This window comes from Hyalangium minutum (genome assembly GCF_000737315.1).
GTDB classification, from domain to species: Bacteria; Myxococcota; Myxococcia; order Myxococcales; family Myxococcaceae; genus Hyalangium; species Hyalangium minutum.
Genome location: NZ_JMCB01000015.1, coordinates 44,746 through 70,160 on the forward strand (window position 1 = coordinate 44,746; position 25,415 = coordinate 70,160).

Genomic DNA, 25,415 nt, shown 5'->3' on the forward strand with positions numbered 1-25,415 from the left:
GTGGTAGAGTGAGCCCTGGCTTCGGCTGCGGCGATGCATCGCCCCGCCTCCCCCCAGGTGCCCATGTTCGATCTCGACCTTGCGACCACCCCCATGTGGCTCATGTCCTTCCTCGCCATCAGCGATGGACTCTGGATTGCCACGTACATCCTGTGCATCCGCCAGGCCGCCAAGGACAAGGTCTACGCCATCCCGCCGACGGCGCTCGCCGCCAACTGGATGCTGGAGATCACGTTCACCCTCATCTATCCGCCCCCGCCGCCGGTCGGCTACGCGATGGTGCCGATGGCCCTCTTCACCACCTTCCTCGCGTATCAATACTTCAAGTACGCGAAGAATGATCCCAGCCTCCCCAACATCAACCCCAAGTGGATGCTGCCCATCTTCGTGCTCTCCTGCGCGATGAGCATGCCGCTCGTCATGGCCACCACGCGGCACTTCCAGGACAACAACTGGCACATCTCCAACTTCGTCGTGCTGCTGGACTCGGCGCTGTGGGTCCACATGATTCTGCGGCGCAATGACATGCGCGGGCAGTCGCTCTACATCGGTCTGTGCAAGGGCATTGGATCGGCGGGTGTGGCGGTGGCCTTTGTCCTGCTCTTTGGCATCAACCACCCCCTCATCATCATCTCCGTCATCGTGACGGCGATCCTGGACGCCTGGTACGTGGGGTTGATCTTCGTGAAGTGCCGCGAGCTGGGAATCAATCCCTGGCAGTGGAACCGGGAGCCGCAAGCGGCGCGGCCCACGTTGGCGGCGAACTGAGGTGCCGGGCCCTTGGGCTCACAGCAGTGAGCCGAGGGCCTCCACCACCTGCCGCCATTCCGGGGCGAGCGGGTTGATGAGCTCGAAGTGCCCCGCGCCTGGCAGCGTGACGAGGCGGACGTCGTCTCCCACCGCCGCCGCGCGGGCGTGGTACTCGATGCTGAGCGAGACGGGGACGGTGTCGTCCTCGGTGCCGTGCAGGAGGATCTGCCGCACACCCAGCGGCACGAGCGCGGAAGGGGAGCCGAGCTGGTAGCGCTCGGGAACCTGCGCGGGCGTCCCGCCGAGGAACTCCTCCACGATGCCTTGGCTGAGCCGCAGCGCGAGGGCCTGCTCCAGGTTCACCACTCCCGCGAGCCCCACCACCCCGCGGGGGATGAAGGGGGTGGGGCGGTAGAGCGGCGCTTCCGGTGGCAGGCGGCGGCGCGCGGCAAGCCAGAGGGCCAGATGGCCTCCCGCCGAGTGCCCCATGAACACCGCGCGCGACAGGTCCAGCGGCTGCGAGGCCGCGAGCGTGCGCAGGAAGTCCACGCCTTCGGCCACGTCCTCGAAGGTGCCGGGCCAGCCGCCGCCCTCGTGGCCCACGCGGCGGAACTCGAGGCTCCAGGTGGCAAAACCGCGCCGTGTGAGGTCCGCGCACAGGTGGCCCACATGCTCCAGGTCGTACTTCGCGCGCCAGAACCCACCGTGCACCATGACGACGACAGGGTGAGGGCCTGGGCCCTGCGGTAGGCGCAGGTCTCCGAACTGGTACGGGTTCTTCCCGTACGGGATGCGAGCATCCGCGGGCGGAGAGGGGGTTTCGAGCATCCAGAGCGGGTCCATGGAGGCTCGGGCCGCTCAGAAGCGGGAGATGGCAAAGAAGGCTTTAATCTTGTCGCTCGTCTCGCGCAGCCGCTCGGAGAGCGTGCGGACGAAAGTCCACAGCAGCACGTACGCCAGGTCCTTGTCCGTGAACATCAGCTGGTCCAGCTTGGCCCGCTCGACGACCCAGAGCGTACAGGGCGTGTGAGCAATGGCATCCGCAGAGCGGGGGCTGTCATCGATTACCGCCATTTCCCCGAAATACTGGCCCTTCTCCAGGATGGCGAGCGCCTCCTCGCCTATCCCCGGGACATTCTTGGAGATGCGCACCCGCCCTTCGACGATGACGTACATCTCCTGACCTGTATCGCCCTCGCGGAAGATAAAGGAGCTGCCCTCGTACTGCCGGACCTGAGCAATGGATGCCACCTTGGCAAGCTGGCCCTGAGTCAAGCCCTCGAAGAGCGCAACCTTTTTGAGGAGCGAGGCATCCATGAGTTCACTTCGTATCACGCGCTATGGGCGCTCTGGTACTTTCCGGCCCCCTTCGAAGAGGAGCTACAGCCGTGGCGGACGAGAAGATCAACAAGGTGACCATCATCGGTTCGGGGCCTGCGGGCTACACGGCGGCGATCTATGCCGCTCGGGCCAATCTGGAGCCGGTCGTCTTCGCGGGAGGACCCACGCTGGAGGACCCTCAGCGCGTGCCCGGCGGGCAGCTGATGATCACCACCGAGGTGGAGAACTACCCGGGCTTCGCCGAGGGCATCACCGGCCCCGAGCTCATGGAGCGCTTCCAGAAGCAGGCCGAGCGCTTCGGCACCCGCATCCACATGGAGAACGTGGTGAAGGTGGACCTGTCCTCGCGTCCGTTCCTCATCCAGGGCGAGAGCGTGAGCTACCGCTCGGAGACGGTCATCATCTCCACGGGCGCCAGCGCCAAGTGGCTGAACGTCAAGGGCGAGGACATGTACAAGAACCGGGGCGTATCGGCGTGCGCCACGTGTGACGGTGCGTTCTTCAAGAAGCAGAACGTGCTGGTGGTGGGCGGCGGCGACACCGCCATGGAGGAGGCCACCTACCTGGCGAAGATTGTCGACAAGGTCACCCTGCTGCACCGCCGGGACAGCCTGCGCGCCTCGAAGATCATGCAGGACCGTGTGCTCAACAACCCGAAGATCTCCGTGATGTGGAACTCGGTGGTGGAAGAGGTGGTGGGCAACGCGAAGGGGATGACGGGCGCGGTGGTGCGCAACATGAAGACGAACGACACCCAGCTGTTGGCAGCCACGGGCCTGTTTGTCGCCATCGGCCACACGCCCAATACGCAGCTCTTCCAGGGCGTGCTGGAGACGCACCAGAGTGGCTACCTGAAGACGGTGCCGGGCAGCACCCGCACCAACATTGAGGGCGTGTACGCCTGCGGTGATGTGCAGGACAGCTTCTACCGGCAGGCGATTACGGCTGCGGGCACGGGCTGCATGGCCGCCATCGAGGCAGAGCGCTGGCTCATCGAACAGGGCAAGTGAGCAGGACATGAGCCAGAAGCCGCTGAGTCCGAAGACGGTGGCGGTGCACGCGGGGAGCCGGCTGGTGGGCAGCACCTCCCAGCCGCTCGCGCCCGCCATCCACATGTCCACGGTGGGGTGGTTCGACAGCAGCGACGAGCTGGACGGAGCGCTGGACGGGAAGGACTACGTCTACTCGCGCATCAGCGCCCAGAACACCTCGCTGTTGGAGGAGTCCGTGGCGGCGCTGGAGGGTGCCGAGGCGTGCGCCTCCTACGCCAGCGGCATGGCGGCGCTTCGGGCTGTCTTCGAGGCACAGAACCTCCAGGCCATGGACCGGGTCGTCATGCCCGCGGATGGCTACGGTGTCACGCGGGTGCTCTTCAAGACGTTGAGCGCCCGTGCCCGCGTGGAATTGCACCCGCTGATCCTTTCCGATCCTGAGGCACCCGAGCGCATCCTCGAGCTGGAGCCCAAGCTCGTGGTGGCTGAGAGCATCACCAACCCGTTGCTCTCCGTGCCGGACCTCCGGGCTCTGGCGCAGGCTTGCAAGAAGGTGGGGGCGGTGCTGGCCGTGGATGCCACGTTCCCCTCGCCGTATGGGCAGCGTGCCCTGGCGCTTGGGGCGGACTACGCGATTCAGTCCGCGACGAAGTGGATCAACGGGCACAGTGACGCGCTGGCGGGCACGGTGAGTGGCTCGCGCGAGCGCCTGGCGCCGCTGCGCTCCTTGCGTCTGATGGGGGGGGACGTGCTGGGGCCCTTCGAGGCGTGGCTCACGCAGCGTGGCCTGCGCACGTTGCACGTGCGGATGAAGGCGCACTTCGAGAACGCGGCTCACGTGGCCCGGCGCCTCGCGGAGTCCCCGCTGCTGGAGCGTGTCTACTACCCGGGCCTGAACTCACACCCGAACCACACGGTGGCGCGGGAGGTGCTGGAGAACGGCTTCGGGCCCATGGTGGCCTTCGAGATCAAGGGCGCGGGCCGGCCTGAGGGCTTCCGGTTCCTGGAGGCGCTGAAGGTGGCGCGGCCGGGACCGTCGCTTGGGGACGTGTGCACGCTGGTGATGCACGCGGCCAGCGCGAGTGCCCGCCGGATGACGCCCGAGGAACGGGCCGCGGCTGGGATTCGCGAGAACCTCATCCGCGTCTCCGTGGGTCTGGAGGATCCCGAGGACATCGTCGAGGACCTGCTCGCGGCCGTGGCGCATGGGGTGAAGCGGTGAAGATGGTCAATGTTGGAGGCAAGCGGAAGACGGAGCGCATGGCTGTGGCCACCTCGCGCCTGCACATGCTGCCGGCGACGCTGAAGCGCATCCAGGAGGGCAAGGTCGAGAAGGGCGATGTGCTGGCCGCGGCCCGGCTGGCGGGCATCATGGCCGCGAAGAGGACTCCGGATGTGGTGCCGTTGTGTCACCCCATCGCGCTCTCTGGCGTGGAGGTGACGCTGGCACCTTTCGAGAACGGGCTGGAGGTGCGCGTCGAGGTCCGCACTGTCGACCGTACCGGCGTGGAGATGGAGGCCCTCACGGCGGCCTGCGCGGCGGCCCTCACGGTCTACGACATGTGCAAGAGCGTGGACCGGGGCATGGTCATCGAGCGCGTCCAGCTGGAGCACAAGTCCGGCGGCCGCTCGGGGACGTGGAACCGCAAGGGCTCGAAGCGCTGAGCACCGCGCTCCGGGTCTGCCTGGAGTAGGGGGCTGCGGTAGAGGCCCTGGCCGGCTGCCTGCCCCCTTCCAGACCGGTCGTCGGGGGTCGATCTCTCCTCCCGAGAGGAGATCTCATGTTCATCAGATGGCTGCTGGTAGGGACCTTGGTGCTAGGTGCAGTCGGCCAGCTGCGGTGCACGCCGACCGCGGAGGCCGCGCAGGAGAGCACGTCCAGCACACTCGACACGGAGAAGAAGGGGGACGAGCCCACGGGCGGCCAGTTCTGCGGGGGCTTCGCCGCCATCCCATGCCCCGAGGGCCTGCTCTGCGTGGATGACCCCAAGGACTCCTGCGACCCAACCCGGGGCGGCGCCGACTGCGGCGGCATCTGCGTCAAACCTGATGATCAGGAGAAGCCCAAGTGCGACCACAAAGATCCGAACCGGCGCTACGTCTCGCGCGATCCCAACCAATGCGCCGCGATCCGGTTCATCTGCAATGAGGGCGAGACCGCCTTCTTCGATGACTGCGGTTGTGGTTGCGAGTTGACACCTGCTCCCTAGGCGAGCCTTCGGCACGGCGGCGGAGTGCTAGCGTCTCTTGTGCCGAAGTGCTCAACCTGTAGGGAGGGGCCATGACCGACAGCGCCCAGGCGAGGGCCGCCGTCATCACCCGTTACCGGGGAGGATTCCCTCGCGGCCTCACGTGGATCACCCGTGAGGGCGAGTCCGAGCTGGATACCGGGATGGACTTTGGTATCCACCGCATGGCCCGTGGCGAGGTCTCCCGGGATCCCACTTCCAAAGAAACCGCCTGGATCTTGTTCTCGGGACAGGTGGAGGTAGAGCTCGGGGGCACTCGGACGCAGGTGGCGCGGACCTCGCTCTTCGAGGAGGCGCCCACGGTCGTCCACGTCCCAGCGGGTACTTCCGTCCGCTTGGTGGCCCAGAGCGACGAGGTGGAGTGGGGCGTCGTGTGCGCGACGAACCCCAAGTCCTTCGAGCCGCGCATCTTCTTCCCTCAGGACATCCAGGACGAGCTGCGCGGCAAGGGGCTCGTGCAGGACGGGGCAGTGCGCAACGTGCGCTTGGCCTTTGACCTGGCCGTCCGTCCCGAGTCCAACCTCGTCATCGGCGAGGTGATCAACTACCCGGGCCGCTGGTCCAGCTATCCGCCCCACCACCACGCCCAGACGGAGCTCTACCATTACCGCTTCACGCTTCCTCAGGGCTACGGCCACGCCGAACTGGGCGAGGACGTCCACAAGGTGCGCCAGTACGACACGGTGAAAATCCTCGGGGGGCTGGATCACCCGCAGGTCTCCGCGCCGGGCTACGGCATGTACTACCTGTGGGTCGTTCGCCATCAACCGGACAACCCATACCGTGGCTTTGAGTTCGCCGAGGAGCATCGCTGGGTGCTCGATGCGCAGCAGCAGGGGTGGCGGCCCAAGAGCGCAGGGGAGCGATGACATGAGCAAGACTGTCCGAGTCACCCTGGCGCAGGCGATCGTCCGGTTCCTCGATGCCCAGCGCGTCTCGCGGGATGGCGAGGTGCACCGCTTCTTCCGAGGCGTCTTTGGCATCTTTGGCCACGGCAACGTGACAGGCATGGGCCAGGCCCTGGAGGAGCACGAGGGCGAACTGCCCTACTTCCAGCCCAAGAACGAGCAGGGCATGGTCCACACGGCCATCGCCTACGCGAAGGCTCGGCGAAGGCTCTCCACCTTCGCCTGCACCAGCTCCATCGGGCCGGGCGCCACCAACATGGTCACTGGGGCAGCCACGGCGACCATCAACCGGCTGCCCGTCCTCCTGCTTCCTGGAGACATCTTCGCCAGCCGGACGCCCCAGCCCGTGCTGCAGCAGCTCGAGTTCCCTCACTCCATGGATGTGAGCGTGAACGACTGCTTCCGCCCGGTGTCCAAGTACTGGGATCGGATCCAGCGGCCCGAGCAGATCCTCTCCGCGCTCCCAGAGGCCATGCGGGTGCTCGCCGATCCCGCGGAGACTGGCGCCGTGACGCTGTGTCTCCCGCAGGATGTGCAGGCCGAGGCTTTCGACTGCCCCGCGCACTTCCTCCAGGAGCGGGTCCACGTCGTCGAGCGCCGGCCATGTTCCCGAGAGCGCATCGCGGAGGCTGCGGCGCTCCTGCGGCATGCCAAGCGGCCGTTCTGCATCGCAGGCGGTGGAGTGCACTACGCCGCCGCCGAGGAGGCACTCCGGCGCTTCTCCGACGCGACGGGCATTCCTGTGGGCGTCACTCAAGCCGGCATGGGCGCCTTGCCCGACTCGCATGGCGCGTGTCTTGGGGCTGTCGGTGTCACAGGGACGGGCGCTGCCAACCGCATTGCCAGTGATGCGGATGTCATCCTCACCGTGGGCACGCGCCTGTCGGACTTCACGACGGCCTCGAAGACCCAATTCCAGGCGGAGGGCGTGCGCTTCATCGCCCTCAACGTCAACGCGTTCGATGCCGCCAAGCACGGAGCGCTCCCTCTCGTGGGGGACGCGAGGCTGGCGCTCGAAGAACTCACGAAGGCACTGGAGGGGTGGCGCATCCTTGCGAGCTATGGGACCGAGATCGCCTCGGTTCGGGAGGAGTGGGCGGAAGTCCGGGAACAGCTCACGCGCTCTCTGGATGGCCGGCTCACCCAGGCCGAGGTGATCCGCGTGCTCAACGAAGAGGCGGGACCTGGTTCCACCATCGTCCACGCGGCCGGCGGCATCCCTGGCGATATCCACAAGCTCTGGCGCGCCAAGGAGCCGGACGACTACCACTCCGAATACGGTTACTCGTGCATGGGCTACGAGATCGCCGGAGCGCTCGGCGTCAAGCTCGCGCGTCCCGAGCGCGAGGTCTATGCGCTCCTGGGCGATGGCAGCTACCTCATGCTGAGCCAGGAACTGCTGACGTCCATCCAGGAGGGAGCGAAGATCACGGCCGTCCTCCTCGACAACCACGGGTACCAGTGCATCCACAACCTGCAGCGCGGATCGGGGAGCCGGGGCTTCGGCAACGAATTCCGTGCCAGGAAGGGCCCCAAGCTCGAGGGTGAGCACCTTCCAGTCGACTTCGTCCAGAATGCCCAGAGCCTGGGGGCGAAGACCTTCACCGCGACGACTGCCGCCGAGCTCTCGCATGCGCTCCGTGAGGCGAAGAACCAGCCCACCAGCTGCCTCATCTACATCCCGCTCGAGGGCAGCGCGGGGCTGCCGGGAACGTCCTGGTGGGACGTTCCCATCGCCGAGGTGAGCTCCTCCTCTTCTGTGCGGGAGAAGCACGCAGCCTACGAAGAGGCGAAGAAGAAGCAGCGGTTCCACTACTGACGGAGCACTCTCGGAGGACCCCTATGCCAGAGAACCTCAAGGTGCAGGTGGGCGCCCAGCCCATCAACTGGTGCAACGATGACTTCCGAGACCTCGGGGCTTCCATCTCCTTGGACCAGTGTCTGAGCGAGATGCGTCAGGCGGGCTACGCAGGCACGGAGCTGGGCCACCGGTTCCCCCAGTCTGGCGCTGAGGTCCGCGCGCTGCTGGAGCGCTACGGGCTGAGGCTCGCTTCCGGCTGGCACAGCACGTACCTGGCTTCCCGGCCCTATGCAGAGGAGGAGAAGTCCTTCGACGCGCACATGGCCCGGCTCCAAGCCGCAGGCAGTCGTGTGATCATCGTTGCCGAGTGCACACACGCCATCCACTCGGAAGGCTCGAAGCCGCTGCGCTTCGCCTCGGGTCAAGAGCTGCTCGACGCGAGTGCCTGGACCCGCGTCTACGAGGGGCTCGACCGGCTCTCTGAGCGCGCCGCTGCCGCCGGGATGAAAGTGGCCTATCACCCCCACATGGGCACGGTGATCCAGGACGCCCGGGACGTGGCGCAGCTCATGGAGCGGACGAAGGTGCTCTCGCTCCTGCTCGACACTGGGCACCTGGCCTTCGCGGGCTCGGATCCGCTCGCGGTGCTGCGCGCCCACGGGCCGCGTGTCGCGCACGTCCACCTGAAGAACATCCGCCCGGCGGTGGTGGAGGAGGTCCGCTCGAAGCGCTGGAGCTTCGAGGCCGCCGTTCGCGCCGGCGCCTTCACCGTCCCAGGTGACGGAGGCATCGACTACCGGCCCATCTTCGAGCACCTGTCCAAGCTCGGGTACTCGGGCTGGTGGATCGTGGAGGCCGAGCAGGATCCGGCGAAGGCGAACCCGCTCGAGTACGCGCTGCGCGGGCGGCACTACATCCGGGAGCTCGCGGGCGTCTGAGTCCCTGGGCAGTCCCCACACATGCAGGGAAGGGTATGGCTCTCACACGGATGCATCAGACCGTCGCACTGGGCACCGAGTTCTGGAATGACTCCTGCGCGCTCCCCGAGCTGAAGGAGGCCATCGAGAACGGCGCCGTCGGTGCCACCTCCAACCCCGTCATCGTCGGCGCCGCTGTGAGCAGCGACAAGGTGCGGTGGCTGCCGGTGCTCGACCGCATGCTGCGCGAGAACCCCGAAGACACCGAAGACGACGTGACGTGGAAGCTCATCGAGGCCGTCGCGAGAGAGGCCGCCTCCCTGCTGCTCCCCATCCACGAGGCCACCCAAGGCCGCCATGGGTTCCTCTGCGTGCAGGTGAGCCCCAAGCTGTACCGGTCCACCGAGTGGATGATTGAGCACGGCGTGACGCTCGCCGCGCTCGCGCCCAACATCGCCATCAAGTGCCCCTCCACCCAGGAGGGCATCGCAGCGATGGAGGAGCTCATGGCCCGAGGCATCAACGTCAACGCCACCGTGAGCTTCACCGTGCCGCAGGTGCTGGCCACGGCTGAGGCCCTCGAGCGGGGCATCGAGCGCGCGCTCAAGTCCGGCATCCCCCGGGAGCGGTTGCACCCCTATGTGACGATCATGGTCGGAAGGCTCGATGATCACCTGAAGCGGTTGGCCGAGCGGGACGCCATCCTCGTCGATCCGGGCTACCTGAACTGGGCAGGCATCGCGGTGTTCAAGCGGGCGCGCCAGTTGTTCCTCCAGCGCCAGTACCGGAGCAAGCTGCTGGCAGCCGCGTACCGCCACCACCTGCACTGGTCGGAGCTCATCGGCGAGGATTCCATCCAGAGTATTCCCTACACGTGGTGGAAGCAGTTCAACGCCTCGGACATCGCGCCGCGCAAGACCTTGTCCGAGCCTGTCAGCTCGGAGATCGTCGAGACGCTCCGCCGGAAGTTCCCCGACTTCGTCCGCGCCTATGATGAGGAGGGCATGCGCCCGGAGGACTTCGCCGGGTATGGGGCCTCCGTCCACACCCTGCGGCAGTTCCTCGGCGGCTATCAGCAGCTCGTGGAGTGGGTGCGGGAGCGGATGCTGCCGTAGCCCTGCGCGGGCTTACAGAGCAATCGGCACGGGCTTGCCCAGCTTCAGAGACTGGAGCGCCGCATCCGCGAGGACGAGCGCCGCCCGGCCATCGCGGCCCGTCACCAGGGGCGCTACACCCCCGGTGGAGACCTCGAGGAAGTGCTCCAGCTCGGCGCGATAGGCCTCGGGGTAGCGGTCCAGGAAGAAGTGATACGGCTTGTCGGAGAGCACGGCCTCGCTCGTGTAGCGCGTGACGGTGGTGGGCGTCGGGTTGGCCGCCTGGAGCATCCCCTTCGAGCCGAAGACCTCGATGCGCTGATCGTAGCCGTAGGCCGCGCGCCGGCTGTTGTCGATGTGGCAGAGCGCGCCGCGCCGGGTTTTGAGGATCACCATCGCCGTGTCGATGTCGCCCGCCTCGGCGATCTCCGGATTCACCAGGCACGAGCCCGTGGCGAAAACTTCCACGGGCTCCTCGCCCAACAGGAAGCGCGCCATGTCCAGGTCGTGGATCATCATGTCGCGGAAGATGCCGCCTGAGGTCCGGATATAGGAGACCGGCGGCGGCGCCGGGTCCCGGCTGGTGATCTTGACGATCTCCACCTCGCCCGCCTCTCCCCGGCGGACGGCCTCCCGCAGGGCGCGGAAGTTCGGGTCGAAGCGGCGGTTGAAGCCGAGCACCAGCGGGACCCCCGAGCGCGACACCTCCTCCAGGCACGCGTCCACCTTCGCGAGGTCCAGGTCGATGGGCTTCTCGCAGAAGATGGGCAGCTTGCGCCGCGCCGCCTTGAGGATGAGCTCCACGTGGGTGTCCGTGGAGGTGCAGATGAAGACCCCCTGCACCTCGGGATCCGCGAGCACGGCATCCACATCCGCCGAGGCCTTCGCGCCATACCGCTCGGCGGCAGCCTTCGCGGAGGCGGCGTTCACATCCACCACGGCGTGTAGCTTCGCGCGGGGATGGTGGTGAATGTTGGCGGCGTGAATCAGCCCAATGCGTCCGGCACCCAAGAGAGCAATCCGCATGGGCTGACCATACACCTGGGCCTTCCGCGCTTCTCCCTGGCGCGGTGCCATGTGTCGAGCACTCGGCGAATCGGGAGTCGCGCTACTTCGCGGCCTCGGCGCGCAGCCGCTCCAGGAAGAAGGCCACCACCACGAGCGAGTGGGTGATCTTCCCCTCCAGGATGAGGCGCGGTACCTCGGCGCGGGGGAACAGCTCCACGCTGATGTCCTCGCCGTGGTCCTGCTTCCCCTCGTGACGCTTCACGCTGTCCAGCGCCAGGAAGGAGTGGCACCGGTTGCCCTGCAGCGCCGGGTTCGGATGCACCGAGCCCAGGGACACCAGGCGGCCCGGCACGTAGCCCGTTTCCTCCTCCAGCTCGCGCGCCGCCGCGATGGCCGGATCCTCGCCCCGATCCACGAGCCCGCCTGGAATCTCCAGCGTCACTTCCTTCGTCCCGAAGCGGTACTGCCGGATGAGCACCAGCTGATCCTCCGGCGTCACCGCGATGATGTTGCACCACTCGGGCGTGTCGATGAACACGCGAGGGTGCTCCTGACCGGTGCGCGGATCCGCGTACATGTCCTGGCGGACCTTGAGGATGGTGTAGTCGTGCTCGAGCCCCAGGCGCAGTCGCGGCCAGGGGCGGGGATGCTGGGACACAAAGCCTCCAGAGTCAGTTCAGGTTGGCCAGCCGCTCGCGCAGATCCTTGGCCATCAGCTCCAGCCGCTCGCGATCCGGCGCCTCGGGCGACAGCTCCAGGCACCGCTCCACGTCCTTCAGCCCGGCCCGGAACGCTCCTACCTTCGACAGCAGCAGCGCACGCGTGCGCAGCTCGCCCGGGTGGTCCGGTGCCAGCAGCAGCAGCAGGTCCACCACCGCCAGCCCGCGCTCGGCGTCCTCGTGCTCCAGGTACACGCGCTTGAGGTTGGAGAGCATCCGGTAGGTGATGAGCTCCACCGGCGCCGGCGTCAGCTTGGCCGGATCGAAGCGCAGCTGCGGCGCCACCCGCTTGAGCAGCTCCTCGCAGCCTGTCTCCGTGAGGATGTCCCCGTTGTGGTACGGATCCACCACCAGTTTGTGGCTGCCCGTGTTGCACGCCACCAGGAAGTGCCCGGGGAAGGCCACGCCGTACAGCGGAATGCCCGCCCGCCGCGCCACCTCCAGGTACACCACCGAGAGGGTGATGGGCAGCCCCACCTTGTGCTCCAGCACATGGTCCAGGAAGCTGTTCTCCGGCGAGTAGTACTCCCTCTCGTTGCCGCGGAAGCCCTCGATGTCCGCCAGCACGTGGCGCAGGGCTCTCAGCCGAGCCAGCGACAGCCCATCGTCCAGGTGGCGCTCCACCTCGACCTGCACGCGGGCTGCCAGGGCATCCAGCGTGTGAAGACAGGCCGGCGCATCCAGGGAGGGAGTGGCGAGCGTGGCGATGGCCAGCGCCGCCAGATCCAGTCGAGGCGGATCGGCCGCCAGGGCCGACACCAACCGCTCCCGGGCGAGCGGAGAGCCGAATCCAGAGGGAAAGTTCACGGGCAAGGACTAACCCACCTGCCGCCGAACGGCAAAGGCAGGCGGCCGTTCGTCAGGTTGCTGCGGGTGGACGGTAGGGAAGACGACCTTTGATCTCGGCCTTCAGGGCGATCTGCGCGGAGATGAGCCCCGCCAGAATCCCATCTTCATACTCGAAGGTGGGATGTTCCCTGAGTTCCGGGAAGTCGTGTGCGTTGCGCAGGTCCTCGGGACCGATGTTGGGCACCGCCTCGCGGGCCAGGCGCAGCACCTTGGCCTGTTGCTGCGAAATCATCCGCTCGAAGAGCGGATGGGCGAGCGCCAACATCTCCTCTGCTGTCTCTTCCTTCATACGTCCTGCCTCACTGCTTCCGGCTACTTCTGGGCGATGTCCCATTTCAACCGCTCGTAGCTCTTGCGGAAGGAGAGGGCATCCTCCTCAATAGCGCCCTTTTTGTCCTCGCGCCCGTCCAGGAACGCCACGAACTCCAACTGCCGGTCCGGCTTGTCGTACTCCTGGTCGAACAGCTTGACGATCTCGTTGGCGGGAAGGGTGCGCCGGCCGGCCACGTCCACCAGGTTGATTTGGATGCCCTTCACGTCCTTGGAGGGCGCGTAGGACTTGTAGACCAGCTCCGTGCACACCAGCGTCGAGTCCGAGAAGAAGTCGAAGTTGAAGTCGTACGGACGGCCCTGGTACGTGAACGCACGGACGATGGCCTGGGCCTTGTCCTTCTTGGTCAGCCGCGGCCGCATGACGCCCATGTAGTCCACGCGCATGCCGTGCTCGGGGCCGGTGAAGGAGACGCCCTCGCTGATGGCTTCGATGATGCGGATGGGGTCCCCGTGCTCGTCCTTGCCCGTGTACTGGGTCCACTTGGCGGGGAAGCTCTTGGACAGGTGCTCGGCCAGCGTCTTCGGCTTGCCGGACAGGGTGGCCAGCCACGCCTGCACCTCCGCGTCCCCGTCGAAGTAGGCGGAGACGTGCTCCGGCGTGCCCACGTACAGCTCGGCGTGCGGCCAGAAGCCCGGCAGGCCGATGTTGGAGAGGAACCAGTTCTGCCGGGCCACGATGATGTCGCCCGGCTCCATCTTCTCCATCACCTTGAAGACCTGCTCACGGGAGATGAGCGGCTTGCCCTGGCGGCGGACGCGGGTGTCGCCCATCCACTCGGCCACGTTCTTCTGCACGGGGAAGATGGCGCGCGAGGCGCTGTCCACCACGATGTCCTTGGCCGCCGTGGTGAAGAAGGAGGGGCCGCGCTTGAGCAGCTTGCCCTTGGCCACCTTGGAGTTCTCCTTCATCTCCTGGATGACCCAGGAGGTGAGCTTGAAGTTGAGCGCGCCCGCCTTGGACAGGAAGGGCCGCACCTGCTCGCGGTACGTGTCACCCGTGACGAGCTGGGTGGCGGTGGAGACGTGGATGACCTTCTCCTTGAAGTGGGCGAAGGCGCGCTCGGGGATGCCGTAGTCCGCCGAGGGCTCGTCCAGGAGCACCTCGAGCTGCTTCTTGCCGTTGGTGAGCTCCGCGTAGGTGAGCCCGTGCGCGAGGATGGTGGTGAGCGCCCCATGGGTGAGCAGGAAGCCCCAGGCGTGCTTCTTGGGCTGGGTGATTCCGGGCACCTTCACGAAGTCCCAGTAGCGCTGGCGGATCTGCTCGGTGGAGGCGAAGTAATCGAAGAAGGCCGCCCACGTGGTGAGCAGCGTCTGCTTCTGCTCCGGCGAGTAGGGGATGTCCTGCTTCTGGTTGTAGAGCGCCAGGTTCTTCTTGATCTGCTCCTGCAGCCCGCGCAGGCCGTTGGCGTAGCGCTGGAGCGCCTCGAGATCGAGCTGGGCCTGGGCCACGAAGGCCTCATCGTCCCAGTCATAGATGTTGGAGGGCTCGGCCTCGGCGGCAGGAGGGGAGGAGGGAGCGGCAGCCTGAGGGGGAGGGGAGCCAGCGAGCGTGAGCTGGGCCAGAAGCAGGGAGGTGACGAGCATCGGGTCTCCGAGAGGAGCGGAAGCGCGGCCAGCCTACCTCAGAAGCGCCCGGACACGGTTGGCTGCCTGGCCTGTGAGCGGTGCGGGCCGTGCCGCCCTGGGTGGTCCAACGACTTCACCATCCCCAAGTTCAAGGAAAGCGCCCGGACCAGAAACCCGGGCAGAAAGGCAGAGACACGATGGCTTACGGACAGGCGGAGAACCCGGCGCTGTCGATCCCCACTCACCTGGACGCCGTGGACTACCCGGTGTGGCGTGAGCAACTCGTGAGGGCAGCCGAGGACAACGGAGCGGACGTGAACGTCATCAATGTCCTCAAGTTCCTGCCCCGCACGCGCTACGAATCCAAGGTGGAGGTCATGCGTGACCTGGCCGAGGCAGCCCGGAGGTTCGCCATGGGGGGGCTCCGGGACGACGACGGGGTGGACAGGGACCGGCGGAACATCGGCAGGGATCTGGTGGAGAACGCTCCGGAAGGCAACTCCCGTCACCCTTGAGCAGAGATGGTGAAAGAGGCTCGCGGGCGCTGGCGGTTTCTGCCAGCGTTCGCGGCCGTATGCGTTTCTCGGGAAGATGGATGTGGCTGGGCTGTGCCGTGGTGCTGGCGGGGTGTACCAAGCCCGCCTCCTCGCTGGTGCCGGAGGCGGGGGCTCCCCTCCCGGTGCGGCTCGACTTTCGTCCGCCTGTGGATCGGGCCATGACGGAGCGCGTGCAGACGGCGCGCACGGTGGAGCGGGCGGGCACGAAGCAGTCCGAGGAGGTGGACATGACCACCGTGACCCGCTTCACGCCGGCGGAGAGTGGCTGGCAGCTGGCCCAGACGGTGACGCGAGCCCGGATGACGCGTGGCGGCACACCCGTGGAGACGGTGGTGGACGATGTGCTCACGCGGCTGGGACTGCGGGTGCGGCTGGCGGCGGATGGGGCTTTCGTGAAGCTGGTGAACGCGGACGAGGGGCTGAAGGCGCTGCGACAGGTGGTGCCGGCGGGGCAGCAGGCCGGGCCGCTGGAGGCCTTCTTCGCACCCGAGGCCCTGGAGGCGCGGGCCCGCGAGGAGTGGGAGACGAAGTACGGCGGGCTGCTGCAGCGCAACCTCATGGTGGGGCAGCACACGTGGGCGGTGGAGCGGTTCTCCTCGGCGGACGGTGAGGTGCGCTACGTGCTGGAGCGCACGGTGCAGGGCACGGAGCTGACGGACCAGGGCGACGCGCTGGTGCTGGGGCTGAAGTGCCTGGATGCGGTGCCGGACGACGCGCCCGAGGAGCTGCGAGAGCTGGTGGAGGAGGCAGGGAGCCCGGCGCTGACGCCCGGAGTGACGTGTGAGGGTGAGCAAGTGGTGGCGCGGGGCTACTTCGTGCCGATGCGGCGCAATCTCACCGTGCGCGCGAGGGTGGGCGACGCTACATGGACGCTCGCGACGCAGACCCAGCTGGAGCTGTTGGAGGAGGCACGACGATGAACTTCCAGGACAACCTCATCGAGAACGAGATGGGGGTCGAGCGGGTAGTGAAGACCTCGAAGCGCGTGGCGGTGTTGGGGATCAAGACGGAGCAGCAGTCGGGGCAGCCGGCGTTCTACGTGCCGGAGTATCTGGCGCGGGCGGGGGTGGAGGTGGTTCCGGTGCCCGTGTACTACCCGGAGGTGAAGCAGATCCTCGGCAAGCCGGTGTACCGGAAGCTGGTGGATATTCCGGGGGAGATTGACCTGGTGAATGTGTTCCGGCGGCCACAGGACATCGATCAGCACCTGGAGGACATCATCGCCAAGAAGCCGAAGGCGGTGTGGTTCCAGTCGGGCATCCGCAACGACGCGGCGGCCGAGAAGCTGGCGCAGGCGGGCATCCAGGTGGTGCAGGACCGGTGCCTGATGGTGGAGCACCGCCGCTACGCCATCCTGGGGTGATTCGGCACGTACTTTCGCACCACGCTCAGGAGCTCGTCGGCATCGATGGGCTTCACCAGGCAGTCGGCCGCCGCGAGCTGCGCGGCCTTTTCGCGCGCCGCGTGATGGCCCGAGATGAGCACGACGGGGATGTCGGCGTACTGGGGCGTGTCGTGGATTGACGTGAGGAAGTCTTCTCCATCCATCCGCGGCATCATCATGTCCAGGAGGATCACCGAAGGGGGCTCGCCCGCTCTCAGGTGGTCGAGCGCGTCCAGTCCGTCCCTCGCCGAGTCGACCTCATAGCCCTCCGAGCACAGCAGCAGGCTGAGGATGTCGCGGATGTCCTCGTCGTCGTCCACCACCAGGATCGACCCGCCAGCGCTCATGACGCTCTCCTTCCTCGAGGCAGCTGGATCGTGAACGTGGAGCCCACTCCCGGCTCGCTCTTGACGCTGACCGATCCCCCCAGGCCTTCGACCAGTGTCTTCACGATGTGGAGCCCCAACCCCAGGCCCCCGTAGTGGCGCACCGACACCCCGCGCTCGAAGGGATGGAAGATCCGCTCCAGATTCTCGTGGCTGATGCCCATCCCTTGGTCCCTCACGAGGAGCTGCGCGTGCCCCTCCCGCGCCCGGGCTGTGAGCTCGATCGGCTTGCCCATCCCGAACTTCAGTGCATTGGAGAGCAGGTTCGTGACGATCTGCTCCACGAGCGCCTTGTCCCACTCGCCAACGATCTGTCCGTCGACCGTGATGGACAGCGGCGAGCCGGAGCAGCCGATCTCCGGCTGCAGCCGCGTCGCGACCTGCCGGATCACGTCACCCAGGTCCACCTGCTGGTACTCGAAGTGGAGCTGCCCCGACTGGATCCGGCCCAGATCCAGCAACTCGGTGACGAACCGCGACAGGCGGCGGTCCTCCCGCTCGATCATGTCGAACACCTTCGACTGCTGCGACGCGGGCACCTTCCCCTTCCGCAGGCATTGGACGGCCAGGTGCAGCGAGGTGGTGGGACCGCGGATCTCATGCGCCGCGATGGAGAGGAATTCCTCCCGGGCCCGCAGCGCCTCTTGGGCCCGCTGGTAGAGGTGGGCATTCTCCAGGGAGAGCACCGCGCGGCGGGCCAGCTCCTCGACGAGCTCCAGGTCGGTCTGCTCGTACTTGCGGTGCGGCGAGGCGCGGCAGGTGAGCGCGCCCACCAGCCGTCCCTTCATCATCAGAGGCACGCCCAGGTAGCAGGTGGAGGCCTCTGCGTAGATGAGCGGGTGTCCCGCGAGCACGGCTGGGTGGAGTTCCGGCGAGAGGGGCCTGTGCTCATCCCGTGAGACGGCGAGCAGCCGCCGAGGGCCCTCGCCGTTGAACAGATCGATCGCGCAGCCGTCGCCCAGGTGCTGCACCACGAGGTGGGCCACCCCCTCGAGAGCCTTCTCCACATCGAGCGAGCCCAGCAGCCGCGCCGCTTCGGAGAGAAACAGTGCCCGCTGCAGCAGTTGCTCGCGCTCGGAGATGTCCCGGAAGCTCCACACCCGGCCCACGATGGCGTCCCCCACGCGCTGGGGCCGCGAGTACCGCTCGAAGACCCGGCCGTCCTTGAACTGGATGCGGTCGACGGACTCCTGGCCCGGCCGGGAGTAGCGCTCGTGGATGCACTGGATGAACTCCTCCCTGTCCTCGATCTGATCGAGCACGTAGGCGAGGAGCGGTGGCGCCTCTTGGCGCTGGGCGAGCTCGGGCGGGATCCGCCACAGGCTCAGAAAGCGCTGGTTGTAGAGCACCACCCGCTTGTGAAGATCGACGACGAGGAGCCCGTCGGCGGTGGCCTCGATCGTGGCCTGGAGCAGCGAGTGCGACCGATCGCTCTGGTGGAGGGTCTCCTGCAGATCCCTCTGGAGCCAGGCGTTGTCGAGCGCCAATGCCATGCGGCGGCCCAGTTCCTGGGCCAGCGCGAGATCCGCCGACGTGTAGCGGCGGCCGGTGCGCGACAGGGCGAATGTGGCAACCCCGATCACTCTTCCCCGCGCGATGAGTGGGACGGTGATGACAGAGCAGGGGCTCAAGGACTGGACGCTCCGCACGTGTTGCTCGTCGCGGCCCGAGGCGCGGAGAAGCTCCTCGGTGACCTCGGAGATCAGGAGGGATTTGCCGGACCTCAATGCCCGTGCCTGGGGCTGCGAAGAGTCCAGGTCGATCGGGTGGTTGCGATGCAGGGCCTCGACCTCCTGCACCTTGCTCGCGTCGACGTGAGCCCAGGAGACAGGCTGGAGCACCTCGTTCTCCAGGGCATCGATGAGGCACCAGTCCGCCAGCTGTGGGACGGCCACGGTGGCGAGCCGGGGCCGGAGCGCCTCGAGGCCCGGCGACTCGGCGAACTCGGCGCTCGCATTGGAGAGCAGGCGCAGCGAGGCCTCGACCCGCGCCCGCTCCGCGAAGAGCCGGCTGTTCTCCAGCGCGATGGCCATCTGGGCTGATAACAACCGGAGCATCTCGGCCCGCTCGGGCGCAAAGGCATCCCGCGAGAGGTTGTTCTCGAAGTAGAGGACCCCGAGCACCCGGTTCGCTCGGGCAATGGGCACCACCAGCACGGATCGCACGCTGTTCCCAGAAACATAAGGGTCCGCGGTGAAGCATCCCTCGCGTGCCGCGTCCCCCAGCAAGAACACCTCTCGGGACCGGATGACGTGGCGGATGATCGAGATGGGAACCGAGCGCCCCTCCGCCAGTGGCCGCTGCTCCAGGAACACCTCGCGCCGGGCGGTCGCCGTGGCGCGGATGACGAACTCGCCCTCGTCCAGCACGAGCACCGCCCGCTCCGCTGCTGCAGCCTCCACGCACGTGCGGACGAGCTTCTCCAGCAGCCGCTCGAAGTCCAGCTCCCCGGTAAGGGTCTCCGCGGTCTTGAGGAGCGTTAGGGAGTCGAGCGCAGGCGGGGCCCGGGGCGTGGTGAGCGCCCCAAGCTCTTCGCTGGCGCGGAGGCTGGGGAACTCCTGGTTCAGCAGTTCCACCTTGGCCGTGGCACCCCAGCGGGCGTACCCCACGAGCGCCGCGTTCAGGTGGGACTCCTGGAGCAACGCCTCGCCCCGCGCCGCGTGGAACCGTGCGCAGAGCTCGTGCGCGAGCGCCTCGTCCTGTTGGAACCCGCCTTGCCCCGCCTGCGCAATGGCCTTCTGGTAGAGCGCGAGCGCGGCATCGGGATGCTCTTCGAGACGCGCCAGCTCAGCCGCGACCAGGTCGTGCTTGTGTTGGTAGTTCGCGGGGGCATTCCGCGCCCAGGTCTCAAGTCGGCGCAGGTGCTGCCGCAGCTCGGTGAGGAGCGCTCCTTGCTCCACGGCCGGAGTCTGGAGATACAGCGCAGCCTGGGTGAGGGCGGTGTAGAAGAAGAAGTCGGTCTGGCAGAAGAGCGTCCGCAAGTACCGCAGCCATGGGGCCGACTTCTTCGCGTACTCACGCGCGAGCGCGGGCTCGCCGAGCAGGTAGCACGTCTGGAGCCGGAGGAGATGGAACATGGCCTGTCCCAGGCCGTTCTCGGCTTTCTCTTGGAGGAAGGCCTCCTCGTGGAATCGCTCATCGTCGAAGAGGGACCTGCCACGTGTAAGTCCCTTGAGGCACTTCGCCGCCTGGGCATAGGGCTGGACGTAGGGAACGCCCAGGGCGTGGTGGATCTTGCGGTAGAAGGCCAGGGTCGACTGCGCCTCGGCGAGCACCTCTCCGAGCTCCGTGCCACGGCTCCACAGCGCGAAGATGAGGTTCGCCTGCGCGTAGGCGGCGAACTGAAGCTCGCCCGCCTCGAGCCCGCAGGTGTATGAGCGGCGCAGCAGGGGCAGGGTCTCCGCGAGTGGGGCCCGCCAGGCGCTCACGTGGCCCGCGAAGCACATCAGCGTCCTGCACTCCTGCGCGGGGTTGGCCGAGCGCTCGGCCAGGCGCACTGCCAGCCCTCCGTACGTGTAGGCCTCCGGATAATCGCCGTCCATGGCCAGGGCCATCGCGTAGTACGCGTAAGCAACGGGGGAGTCCGGCGCCAGGCCACGCGTCGCCGTCAGCTCTGCAGCGCGGAAGCTGATGACCTGGAACTGCTCAGCATCCGTGAACCACGTGGAAGTCAAGGCGAGCAGGAGCTTGAGTCTCGCGCGGTCGCTTGGGTCCTCCAGCCGGCCCGCCTCGAGCAGCTCGTGCTCCAAGCGCGACTGAAGACAGGCCCGGGTGCGCTCCTTCTCGGCCTTCACGACCTCGGGCGGCACCTCGCCCGGCAGCTCCATTCCCAGCAGCCGGAGCCCCTCACGGCCGCAGCGGATGGCTTGGGCGTGGCGTCCCCGGACGACGTGCGCCTGCACGTTGAGGGAATAGAGGGCCGCCTTTTCCAGGGCGGTCTCAGCACCCTTGAGGCCCTCGCGGACGAGCTGCACGCAGAGCTCCGGGTCGCCCGCAAGGTTGCCGCACTCGGCCGCGTCCCGCTGCAGCGTGAACCAGAGGGGGTGGAGCTCCGCGTGCGCGGCATCTGGGGGTAAGAGTGTGAGCCCGGCGCGAAAGTAGTCCAGCGCGCACTCATAAGCCGAGGTGGCGCGCGCCTGGCGGCCGGCCTGGTCATTGAGGCGCGCCAGGTGGATCCGCTCGTCCGGTGGCAGCCGATCCGCGGCCCGATTGAGCTGATCCACGATGGCGCAGATCGCGTCTTCGAGCTGCCCGGCCGGTGCGCTCCCGATGAGCCACTGTCCGATCCGAAGATGCAGCTTCTCGCGCCCTTCTTCCGGGAGTAGCTGGTAGGCGGCCTGTTGGATGCGGTCGTGCACGAAGCGATAGGTCGGTGTCACCGCCGTCCCGAGTTCGATGGGCTTATGGGCGGCCCAGGAGAAGCGCGGCCCCTCCTCGGTGGGGATGAGCAGTCCCTGCTGGATGGGAGGCCACAGCGCCCGGGCCACCTCCTCGAGAGGCTTCCCGAGAACCCGGGCGAGAACGCCGAGCTCGAAGCGGTTTCCGATGCACGCCGCTGTCTTGAGCATCTGCTGCGCCTCGGGGGGCAGCTTCTGGATGACGCTTGAGAGCAGGTCCACGACGTTCGTGGTGACCTCCGCGGTGTCGATGCGCGCCAGATCCCAGGACCACTGGCCTCGGGAGGGCACGAAGCTGAGAAGCTCCTCCCGGTAGAGAAACTCGAGGAACCGGCGGACGAAGAAGGGATTGCCCGCCGTCTTCTGCGCGATCACTTGGGCCAGGGGCGTGGCCTGACCCGGGCTCACCCGCAGGGCGTCACACAACAGCGCCACCAGCGAAGGCACCTCCAAGGGGCCGAGCTTCATTTTCAAGACCGTGGTTCCTGCCTCCTCGATCGACTGCAGGGTGTGGGAGATGGGGTGGCCAGGTCCGACTTCTTCGCTGCGGTACGCGCACAGGATGAGCAGCGAGCGCGCATCGCCGCTCCCAGCGAGTGCGCGCAGCAGCTTCAGGGAGGGCAGATCCGTCCATTGCAGGTCATCGAGGAAGAGGACCAGGGGAGGGCCGCTGGCGCTCAGGGCGCGCACGAACGCCGCGAAGACGAGGTGAAAGCGGTTCTCGGCCTCGATCGGGCCGACCTCCGCGGCGGGAGGCTGCTTCCCGAGGAGTGCTTCCAGGTCCGGGATCGTCTCCGTGAGGACGCGGCCGTTCGGCGCGATGGCTTCCCCGAGGAGTTTCCGCAGCGAGACCAGGACCTCCAGAGGCTCCCGTAGCAGCTCTCGCACCAGCCCCCGGAACGCCTCGATGAAGGGCGCGTAGGGGAGATTGCCCCGGAGCTGGTCGCACTTGCCCGTCAGCCAGCGGCACCGCGTGTCGGTGCAGTCCCGCAGCCCGTACACGAGCGCTGACTTGCCAATGCCCGCGGGTCCGGTGACGACGAGGAGCTCCGAGGCCCCGGTGCTGGTGCGCTCGATGACCTGCTCCAGCTCCCGTGCCTCCCGCTCGCGGCCATAGAGCTTGCGGTGGAGAAACAGCCCATAAGGCACGTCGTGCCGGCCGAGCTCCATTCGGGGGATGGTGCCGCGGGCCTTCCACTGCCGGCGCATCTCCTCCAGATCCGCCGCGAGCGCCTCGGCGGTCTGATAGCGCCACTCCGGCATCTTGGAGAGGAGCTTCACGACCAGGTCCGAGACGGGGGTGGGGACCGTGGGCCGCACGACGGCGGGCGGATAGGGAGGGCGCGCCACGTGCGCGTGGACGACCTCCAATGGATCGTACGCAGGAAAGGGCGGCCCACCGGTCAACATCTCGTAGAAGGTGGCGCCCAGCGAGTACAGGTCCGCCCGGCGATCCACGAGGCGCTTCATCCGCCCCGTCTGTTCGGGCGCCATATAGGCGAGCGTTCCTTGAAGCTCTCCGGGCACCCCCGGCGCCTGGGCGAAGGCGGGCACCTCCGTGGCGGACTCGAAGTCCACCAGCGTCACCCGGGTCGGGCCTTCCCCCAGGACGAAGTTGGCCGGGCTGAGATCGCGGTGGATGACGCTCTTCCCGTGGAGCGCGCTGACGATGCCCGCCATGGGCAGGGCGAGCTCGAGGAACTCGCTGATGGGCAGCGGCCGTCCCGCCAGGGCCTCGGCGAGAGAGCGGGGCCCCGCATCCTCTAGGAGGAGCGCGGGCTGGCCCTGCAGGACACTCAGGCCGAGCGGCCGGGCGCTCCCCGGCACCTCCAGACGGCTGAGCAGCTCGTACTCATGCCGGAGCAGCAGGGCGCTATAAGGATCGGGCCGATCGGGCCGGAGGGACTTGATGACGACGTCGGCACCGTCCTCACTGCGGCCGCGAAAGACCACAAACCGGTCGCCTGTGCAGAGCTGGCGCAGGTCCCTGTAGAGCTCGGCCATCTCCCAGGAAGATGGGGTTCGCCCTCCTGCCTGTCGATCCGCCCTGGTCGCACGGTTGCGCACATGTGCTTGCGGTGCTTCTGCGACATCAGCCCACCGGAAATCGTGCAACAAGGGCAGGGGAGCAGGCCTGAAAAAGTTACCCTGTTCCAGCCCTAATCATGCCCCCTGTTTCATGCAAGTGGCTGTAACTCCTGGGAGTTGGCGCAGAACAGGTGCTGGCCTCTGCCTTGCTTAAGAGAGTCCTCGCAAGCGGTTCAGCGCAGTTTCTCCCCCCGTCCTCTTCATCGCCCCCGAGGGACACCATGCAGGCCTCCTCCTCTCTGAACTCCCCTGACTCTCTCTCCACGTACCTCTCCGAGATCAGCAAGTACCCGCTGCTCACGGTTCAGCAGGAGCAGGACCTGGCGCGGCGCTTCCGCGCAGGCGACTACCAGGCCGGCCACCAGCTGGTCACCGCCAACCTCCGCTTCGCCGTGAAGGTCTCCTACGAGTACCGCTCCTACGGCATCAAGGTCAGCGACCTCATCCAGGAGGCCAACATCGGCCTGATGAAGGCCGTGCAGAAGTTCGATCCGGACAAGGGCATCCGCCTCATCTCCTACGCGGTGTGGTGGATCCGCGCGTACATCCAGAACTACATCCTCAAGTCCTGGTCGCTCGTGAAGCTCGGCACCACCCAGGCTCAGCGCAAGCTCTTCTTCGCCCTGGCCCGCACCCGCCGCGAGCTCGAGAAGCTCGGCGGTGAGAACACCATCGTCGACGCCGAGGAGATCGCCCGCAAGCTGAACGTGAAGGCCTCCGACGTGCGCGAGATGGAGCAGCGCATGGGCGGCCGCGACCTGTCCCTCGACGCTCCGATCGGCGAGGACGGTGACTCCACGCACCTGGACTTCGTCGAGTCCGAGGGCGCTTCCCAGGTCGACGAGGTCGCCGACCGCCAGGAGGCCGATCAGACCCGCGCGCGCGTGCGCCAGGCCATGATGCGGCTCGACCCGCGCGAGCGCTTCATCATCGAGCAGCGCATCATGGGCGACCAGGAGATGACCCTGAGCGAGCTTGGCGAGCACTTCGGCTTCTCCCGCGAGCGCGCCCGCCAGCTGGAGATCCGCGCCAAGGACAAGCTCAAGACCGCCCTGGCCGAGATCATGGCCCAGGAGGCCGAGGGCCTGACCGCCGTCGCCGTGTAGTTCCCCGGCGGTACTGCTTCACCCCTCCTCGAAGCGCTGAGGAGGCCGTGCCAGCGCGCGCTCCGCGGAGAGCCGCGCTTGATCGAGCGCGTCGAAGCCGCGCTCCAGCGTCGTCGGCGTCACCGGCGGCAGGTTCGAGGTGACGACGTACACGGGCACCTTCCGCCCCTCCAGGATGGACAGCTGCAGGCGGAAGTGGTCATGCCGCAGCGCCGCGGAGGCCGTCGCCAAGCCCTGCGCGTACACCAATGGCCCGCCCAGGATCTTCCGGGTGCGGCTGGGCAGGTAGTGCACCAGGATGGCGTCCAGCTCCTTGCCGATGGCGCTCTCGCTCAGCGCCAGCGCGGGCGCCTTGTCCACCAACCCTCCATCCCAGTAGTGGCTGTTGCCGATGGGCACCGCCCGGAACAGCCCCGGGTACGCGCAGGTGGCGTGGACGCGCGGCGCCAGCTCGCCCGTGGTGAACACGTCATGTGTGCCCTCGGTGAGGTTCGCCGCCACCAACAGCAGCGGGTGCGGCAGTTCCTCGAAATGGGGCACCGGCAGGTGCTCCTCCAGCAGCTTCCGGAAGCGCTCGCCCTTGAGCAGGCCCGTGAAGCCGTGGCCGCGCCGCGCATCCATCACCGCGCCGATCGGATCCGGATCCCAGAAGTTCTTCTTCGTCTGCTTCAGCAGCAGCTCCTCGAGCTTGCGCAGCGGCATGCCCGCCGCCGCGAACGCCGCCACCATGCCTCCCGCCGAGGTTCCGGCATACGCAGCCGGTTGGATGCCTGCGGCCGCCAGGCCCTTGAGGAACCCGGTGTGTCCGTAGAAGCCGAAGTAGCCGGCCGAGAGAACAAGCCCAATACGCTTGCCTTCGAGGTGCTGGAGAAGGGTGGTGGGAGGCATGCGGGCCCACATAGACGAGTGTCATGGCGTGGGCAACGCATTGCGTCGGGAATACGCTTGGCACCTCGGGTTGAATCGATAT

The 25,415-nt window shown here is 67.4% G+C and carries 23 protein-coding genes; 13 read left to right on the forward strand and 10 right to left on the reverse strand.

Annotation, left to right across the window (positions count from 1 at the left end; all coding sequences use genetic code 11):
• Nucleotides 1-63: 63 nt before the first annotated feature.
• A complete protein-coding gene (locus DB31_RS32435) occupies nt 64-768 on the forward strand; it encodes a transmembrane-type terpene cyclase (protein ID WP_157232285.1) in 705 nt (234 codons plus the stop codon).
• An 18-nt stretch (nt 769-786) separates the two neighbouring features.
• Here DB31_RS32435 and DB31_RS32440 read toward each other — a convergent pair whose 3' ends face one another.
• Entirely contained in the window at nt 787-1,593 is an 807-nt protein-coding gene (locus tag DB31_RS32440) for an alpha/beta hydrolase family protein (RefSeq protein WP_044194970.1), read from the reverse strand.
• 15 nt (nt 1,594-1,608) lie between these two features.
• Nucleotides 1,609-2,067, reverse strand: coding sequence for a cyclic nucleotide-binding domain-containing protein (locus DB31_RS32445; protein WP_044194973.1), 459 nt, complete (start codon nt 2,065-2,067; stop codon nt 1,609-1,611).
• Between the two features lie 71 nt (nt 2,068-2,138).
• Between DB31_RS32445 and trxB the strand changes: the two genes are divergently transcribed.
• From trxB to DB31_RS32485, 8 genes are all read left to right on the forward strand, one after another.
• The gene (gene trxB / locus DB31_RS32450) at nt 2,139-3,101 is read left to right on the forward strand and encodes a thioredoxin-disulfide reductase (protein WP_044194975.1); all 963 of its coding nucleotides are present in this window, start codon (nt 2,139-2,141) and stop codon (nt 3,099-3,101) included.
• 7 nt (nt 3,102-3,108) lie between these two features.
• Nucleotides 3,109-4,305, forward strand: a complete 1,197-nt coding sequence (locus DB31_RS32455; RefSeq protein WP_044194978.1) for a trans-sulfuration enzyme family protein — start codon at nt 3,109-3,111, stop codon at nt 4,303-4,305.
• Nucleotides 4,302-4,748, forward strand: a complete 447-nt coding sequence (gene moaC / locus DB31_RS32460) for a cyclic pyranopterin monophosphate synthase MoaC (RefSeq protein WP_044194980.1) — start codon at nt 4,302-4,304, stop codon at nt 4,746-4,748. Before DB31_RS32455 ends, moaC begins: the two co-directional genes overlap by 4 nt.
• A 116-nt stretch (nt 4,749-4,864) precedes the next feature.
• A complete protein-coding gene (locus tag DB31_RS32465; RefSeq protein ID WP_044194983.1) occupies nt 4,865-5,293 on the forward strand; it encodes a hypothetical protein in 429 nt (142 codons plus the stop codon).
• Nucleotides 5,294-5,364: 71 nt separating this feature from the next.
• The gene (locus tag DB31_RS32470) at nt 5,365-6,201 is read left to right on the forward strand and encodes a 5-deoxy-glucuronate isomerase (RefSeq protein ID WP_052420432.1); all 837 of its coding nucleotides are present in this window, start codon (nt 5,365-5,367) and stop codon (nt 6,199-6,201) included.
• Nucleotide 6,202: 1 nt separating this feature from the next.
• Entirely contained in the window at nt 6,203-8,059 is a 1,857-nt protein-coding gene (gene iolD / locus DB31_RS32475; RefSeq protein WP_044194985.1) for a 3D-(3,5/4)-trihydroxycyclohexane-1,2-dione acylhydrolase (decyclizing), read from the forward strand.
• Between the two features lie 23 nt (nt 8,060-8,082).
• A complete protein-coding gene (iolE, locus tag DB31_RS32480) occupies nt 8,083-8,979 on the forward strand; it encodes a myo-inosose-2 dehydratase (protein ID WP_044194988.1) in 897 nt (298 codons plus the stop codon).
• A 50-nt stretch (nt 8,980-9,029) separates the two neighbouring features.
• A complete protein-coding gene (locus DB31_RS32485) occupies nt 9,030-10,073 on the forward strand; it encodes a transaldolase family protein (RefSeq protein ID WP_083968956.1) in 1,044 nt (347 codons plus the stop codon).
• A 12-nt stretch (nt 10,074-10,085) separates the two neighbouring features.
• Here the strand turns inward: DB31_RS32485 and iolG are convergent, their stop codons facing one another.
• From iolG to DB31_RS32510, 5 genes are all read right to left on the reverse strand, one after another.
• Entirely contained in the window at nt 10,086-11,078 is a 993-nt protein-coding gene (iolG, locus tag DB31_RS32490; RefSeq protein ID WP_240486984.1) for an inositol 2-dehydrogenase, read from the reverse strand.
• Nucleotides 11,079-11,160: 82 nt separating this feature from the next.
• Nucleotides 11,161-11,718, reverse strand: a complete 558-nt coding sequence (locus tag DB31_RS32495) for an NUDIX hydrolase (RefSeq protein WP_044194997.1) — start codon at nt 11,716-11,718, stop codon at nt 11,161-11,163.
• Nucleotides 11,719-11,731: 13 nt separating this feature from the next.
• The gene (locus DB31_RS32500; protein WP_044195375.1) at nt 11,732-12,586 is read right to left on the reverse strand and encodes a SirB1 family protein; all 855 of its coding nucleotides are present in this window, start codon (nt 12,584-12,586) and stop codon (nt 11,732-11,734) included.
• 52 nt (nt 12,587-12,638) lie between these two features.
• A complete protein-coding gene (locus DB31_RS32505; RefSeq protein WP_044195000.1) occupies nt 12,639-12,917 on the reverse strand; it encodes a hypothetical protein in 279 nt (92 codons plus the stop codon).
• Between the two features lie 23 nt (nt 12,918-12,940).
• Nucleotides 12,941-14,545 carry a YiiX/YebB-like N1pC/P60 family cysteine hydrolase gene (locus tag DB31_RS32510; protein ID WP_044195001.1) on the reverse strand — a complete coding sequence of 535 codons (1,605 nt, stop codon included), beginning with the start codon at nt 14,543-14,545 and terminating at the stop codon, nt 12,941-12,943.
• Nucleotides 14,546-14,724: 179 nt separating this feature from the next.
• On the opposite strand from DB31_RS32510, the gene DB31_RS32515 reads away from it, so the two are divergent.
• The 3 genes from DB31_RS32515 to DB31_RS32525 all read left to right on the forward strand — a co-directional run bounded on the left by DB31_RS32515 (nt 14,725) and on the right by DB31_RS32525 (nt 16,447).
• A complete protein-coding gene (locus DB31_RS32515; RefSeq protein ID WP_044195004.1) occupies nt 14,725-15,042 on the forward strand; it encodes a DUF2795 domain-containing protein in 318 nt (105 codons plus the stop codon).
• 80 nt (nt 15,043-15,122) lie between these two features.
• Complete coding sequence (locus tag DB31_RS32520; protein ID WP_083968958.1) at nt 15,123-16,004, forward strand: hypothetical protein; 882 nt, start codon at nt 15,123-15,125, stop codon at nt 16,002-16,004.
• A complete protein-coding gene (locus tag DB31_RS32525; RefSeq protein ID WP_044195007.1) occupies nt 16,001-16,447 on the forward strand; it encodes a CoA-binding protein in 447 nt (148 codons plus the stop codon). Before DB31_RS32520 ends, DB31_RS32525 begins: the two co-directional genes overlap by 4 nt.
• On the opposite strand, the gene DB31_RS32530 is transcribed toward DB31_RS32525, so the two are convergent.
• Together DB31_RS32530 and DB31_RS32535 are read right to left on the reverse strand one after the other, a co-directional pair.
• Nucleotides 16,429-16,815 (reverse strand): response regulator, encoded by a 387-nt coding sequence (locus DB31_RS32530; protein WP_044195010.1) that lies wholly within the window; start codon nt 16,813-16,815, stop codon nt 16,429-16,431. The two genes, DB31_RS32525 and DB31_RS32530, sit on opposite strands and share 19 nt — an antisense overlap.
• Nucleotides 16,812-23,255, reverse strand: a complete 6,444-nt coding sequence (locus DB31_RS32535) for an AAA family ATPase (RefSeq protein ID WP_052420434.1) — start codon at nt 23,253-23,255, stop codon at nt 16,812-16,814. The genes DB31_RS32530 and DB31_RS32535 overlap by 4 nt, the downstream gene beginning before the upstream one ends.
• A gap of 305 nt (nt 23,256-23,560) precedes the next feature.
• Here DB31_RS32535 and DB31_RS32540 point away from each other — a divergent pair, with 305 nt between their 5' ends.
• Entirely contained in the window at nt 23,561-24,445 is an 885-nt protein-coding gene (locus tag DB31_RS32540; protein WP_044195012.1) for an RNA polymerase factor sigma-32, read from the forward strand.
• An 18-nt stretch (nt 24,446-24,463) separates the two neighbouring features.
• On the opposite strand, the gene DB31_RS32545 is transcribed toward DB31_RS32540, so the two are convergent.
• The gene (locus tag DB31_RS32545; protein ID WP_240486985.1) at nt 24,464-25,333 is read right to left on the reverse strand and encodes a patatin-like phospholipase family protein; all 870 of its coding nucleotides are present in this window, start codon (nt 25,331-25,333) and stop codon (nt 24,464-24,466) included.
• Between the last annotated feature and the right edge of the window lie 82 nt (nt 25,334-25,415).

Coding starts and splice junctions, on each gene's coding strand:
- DB31_RS32435 (WP_157232285.1), top strand. CDS start 64: ATGTTCGATCTCGACCTTGCGACCACCCCCATGTGGCTCATGTCCTTC.
- DB31_RS32440 (WP_044194970.1), bottom strand. CDS start 1,593: ATGGACCCGCTCTGGATGCTCGAAACCCCCTCTCCGCCCGCGGATGCT.
- DB31_RS32445 (WP_044194973.1), bottom strand. CDS start 2,067: ATGGATGCCTCGCTCCTCAAAAAGGTTGCGCTCTTCGAGGGCTTGACT.
- DB31_RS32455 (WP_044194978.1), top strand. CDS start 3,109: ATGAGCCAGAAGCCGCTGAGTCCGAAGACGGTGGCGGTGCACGCGGGG.
- DB31_RS32465 (WP_044194983.1), top strand. CDS start 4,865: ATGTTCATCAGATGGCTGCTGGTAGGGACCTTGGTGCTAGGTGCAGTC.
- DB31_RS32470 (WP_052420432.1), top strand. CDS start 5,365: ATGACCGACAGCGCCCAGGCGAGGGCCGCCGTCATCACCCGTTACCGG.
- iolD (WP_044194985.1), top strand. CDS start 6,203: ATGAGCAAGACTGTCCGAGTCACCCTGGCGCAGGCGATCGTCCGGTTC.
- iolE (WP_044194988.1), top strand. CDS start 8,083: ATGCCAGAGAACCTCAAGGTGCAGGTGGGCGCCCAGCCCATCAACTGG.
- DB31_RS32485 (WP_083968956.1), top strand. CDS start 9,030: ATGCATCAGACCGTCGCACTGGGCACCGAGTTCTGGAATGACTCCTGC.
- iolG (WP_240486984.1), bottom strand. CDS start 11,078: ATGCGGATTGCTCTCTTGGGTGCCGGACGCATTGGGCTGATTCACGCC.
- DB31_RS32505 (WP_044195000.1), bottom strand. CDS start 12,917: ATGAAGGAAGAGACAGCAGAGGAGATGTTGGCGCTCGCCCATCCGCTC.
- DB31_RS32510 (WP_044195001.1), bottom strand. CDS start 14,545: ATGCTCGTCACCTCCCTGCTTCTGGCCCAGCTCACGCTCGCTGGCTCC.
- DB31_RS32515 (WP_044195004.1), top strand. CDS start 14,725: ATGGCTTACGGACAGGCGGAGAACCCGGCGCTGTCGATCCCCACTCAC.
- DB31_RS32520 (WP_083968958.1), top strand. CDS start 15,123: ATGTGGCTGGGCTGTGCCGTGGTGCTGGCGGGGTGTACCAAGCCCGCC.
- DB31_RS32525 (WP_044195007.1), top strand. CDS start 16,001: ATGAACTTCCAGGACAACCTCATCGAGAACGAGATGGGGGTCGAGCGG.
- DB31_RS32530 (WP_044195010.1), bottom strand. CDS start 16,815: ATGAGCGCTGGCGGGTCGATCCTGGTGGTGGACGACGACGAGGACATC.
- DB31_RS32535 (WP_052420434.1), bottom strand. CDS start 23,255: ATGGCCGAGCTCTACAGGGACCTGCGCCAGCTCTGCACAGGCGACCGG.
- DB31_RS32540 (WP_044195012.1), top strand. CDS start 23,561: ATGCAGGCCTCCTCCTCTCTGAACTCCCCTGACTCTCTCTCCACGTAC.
- DB31_RS32545 (WP_240486985.1), bottom strand. CDS start 25,333: ATGCCTCCCACCACCCTTCTCCAGCACCTCGAAGGCAAGCGTATTGGG.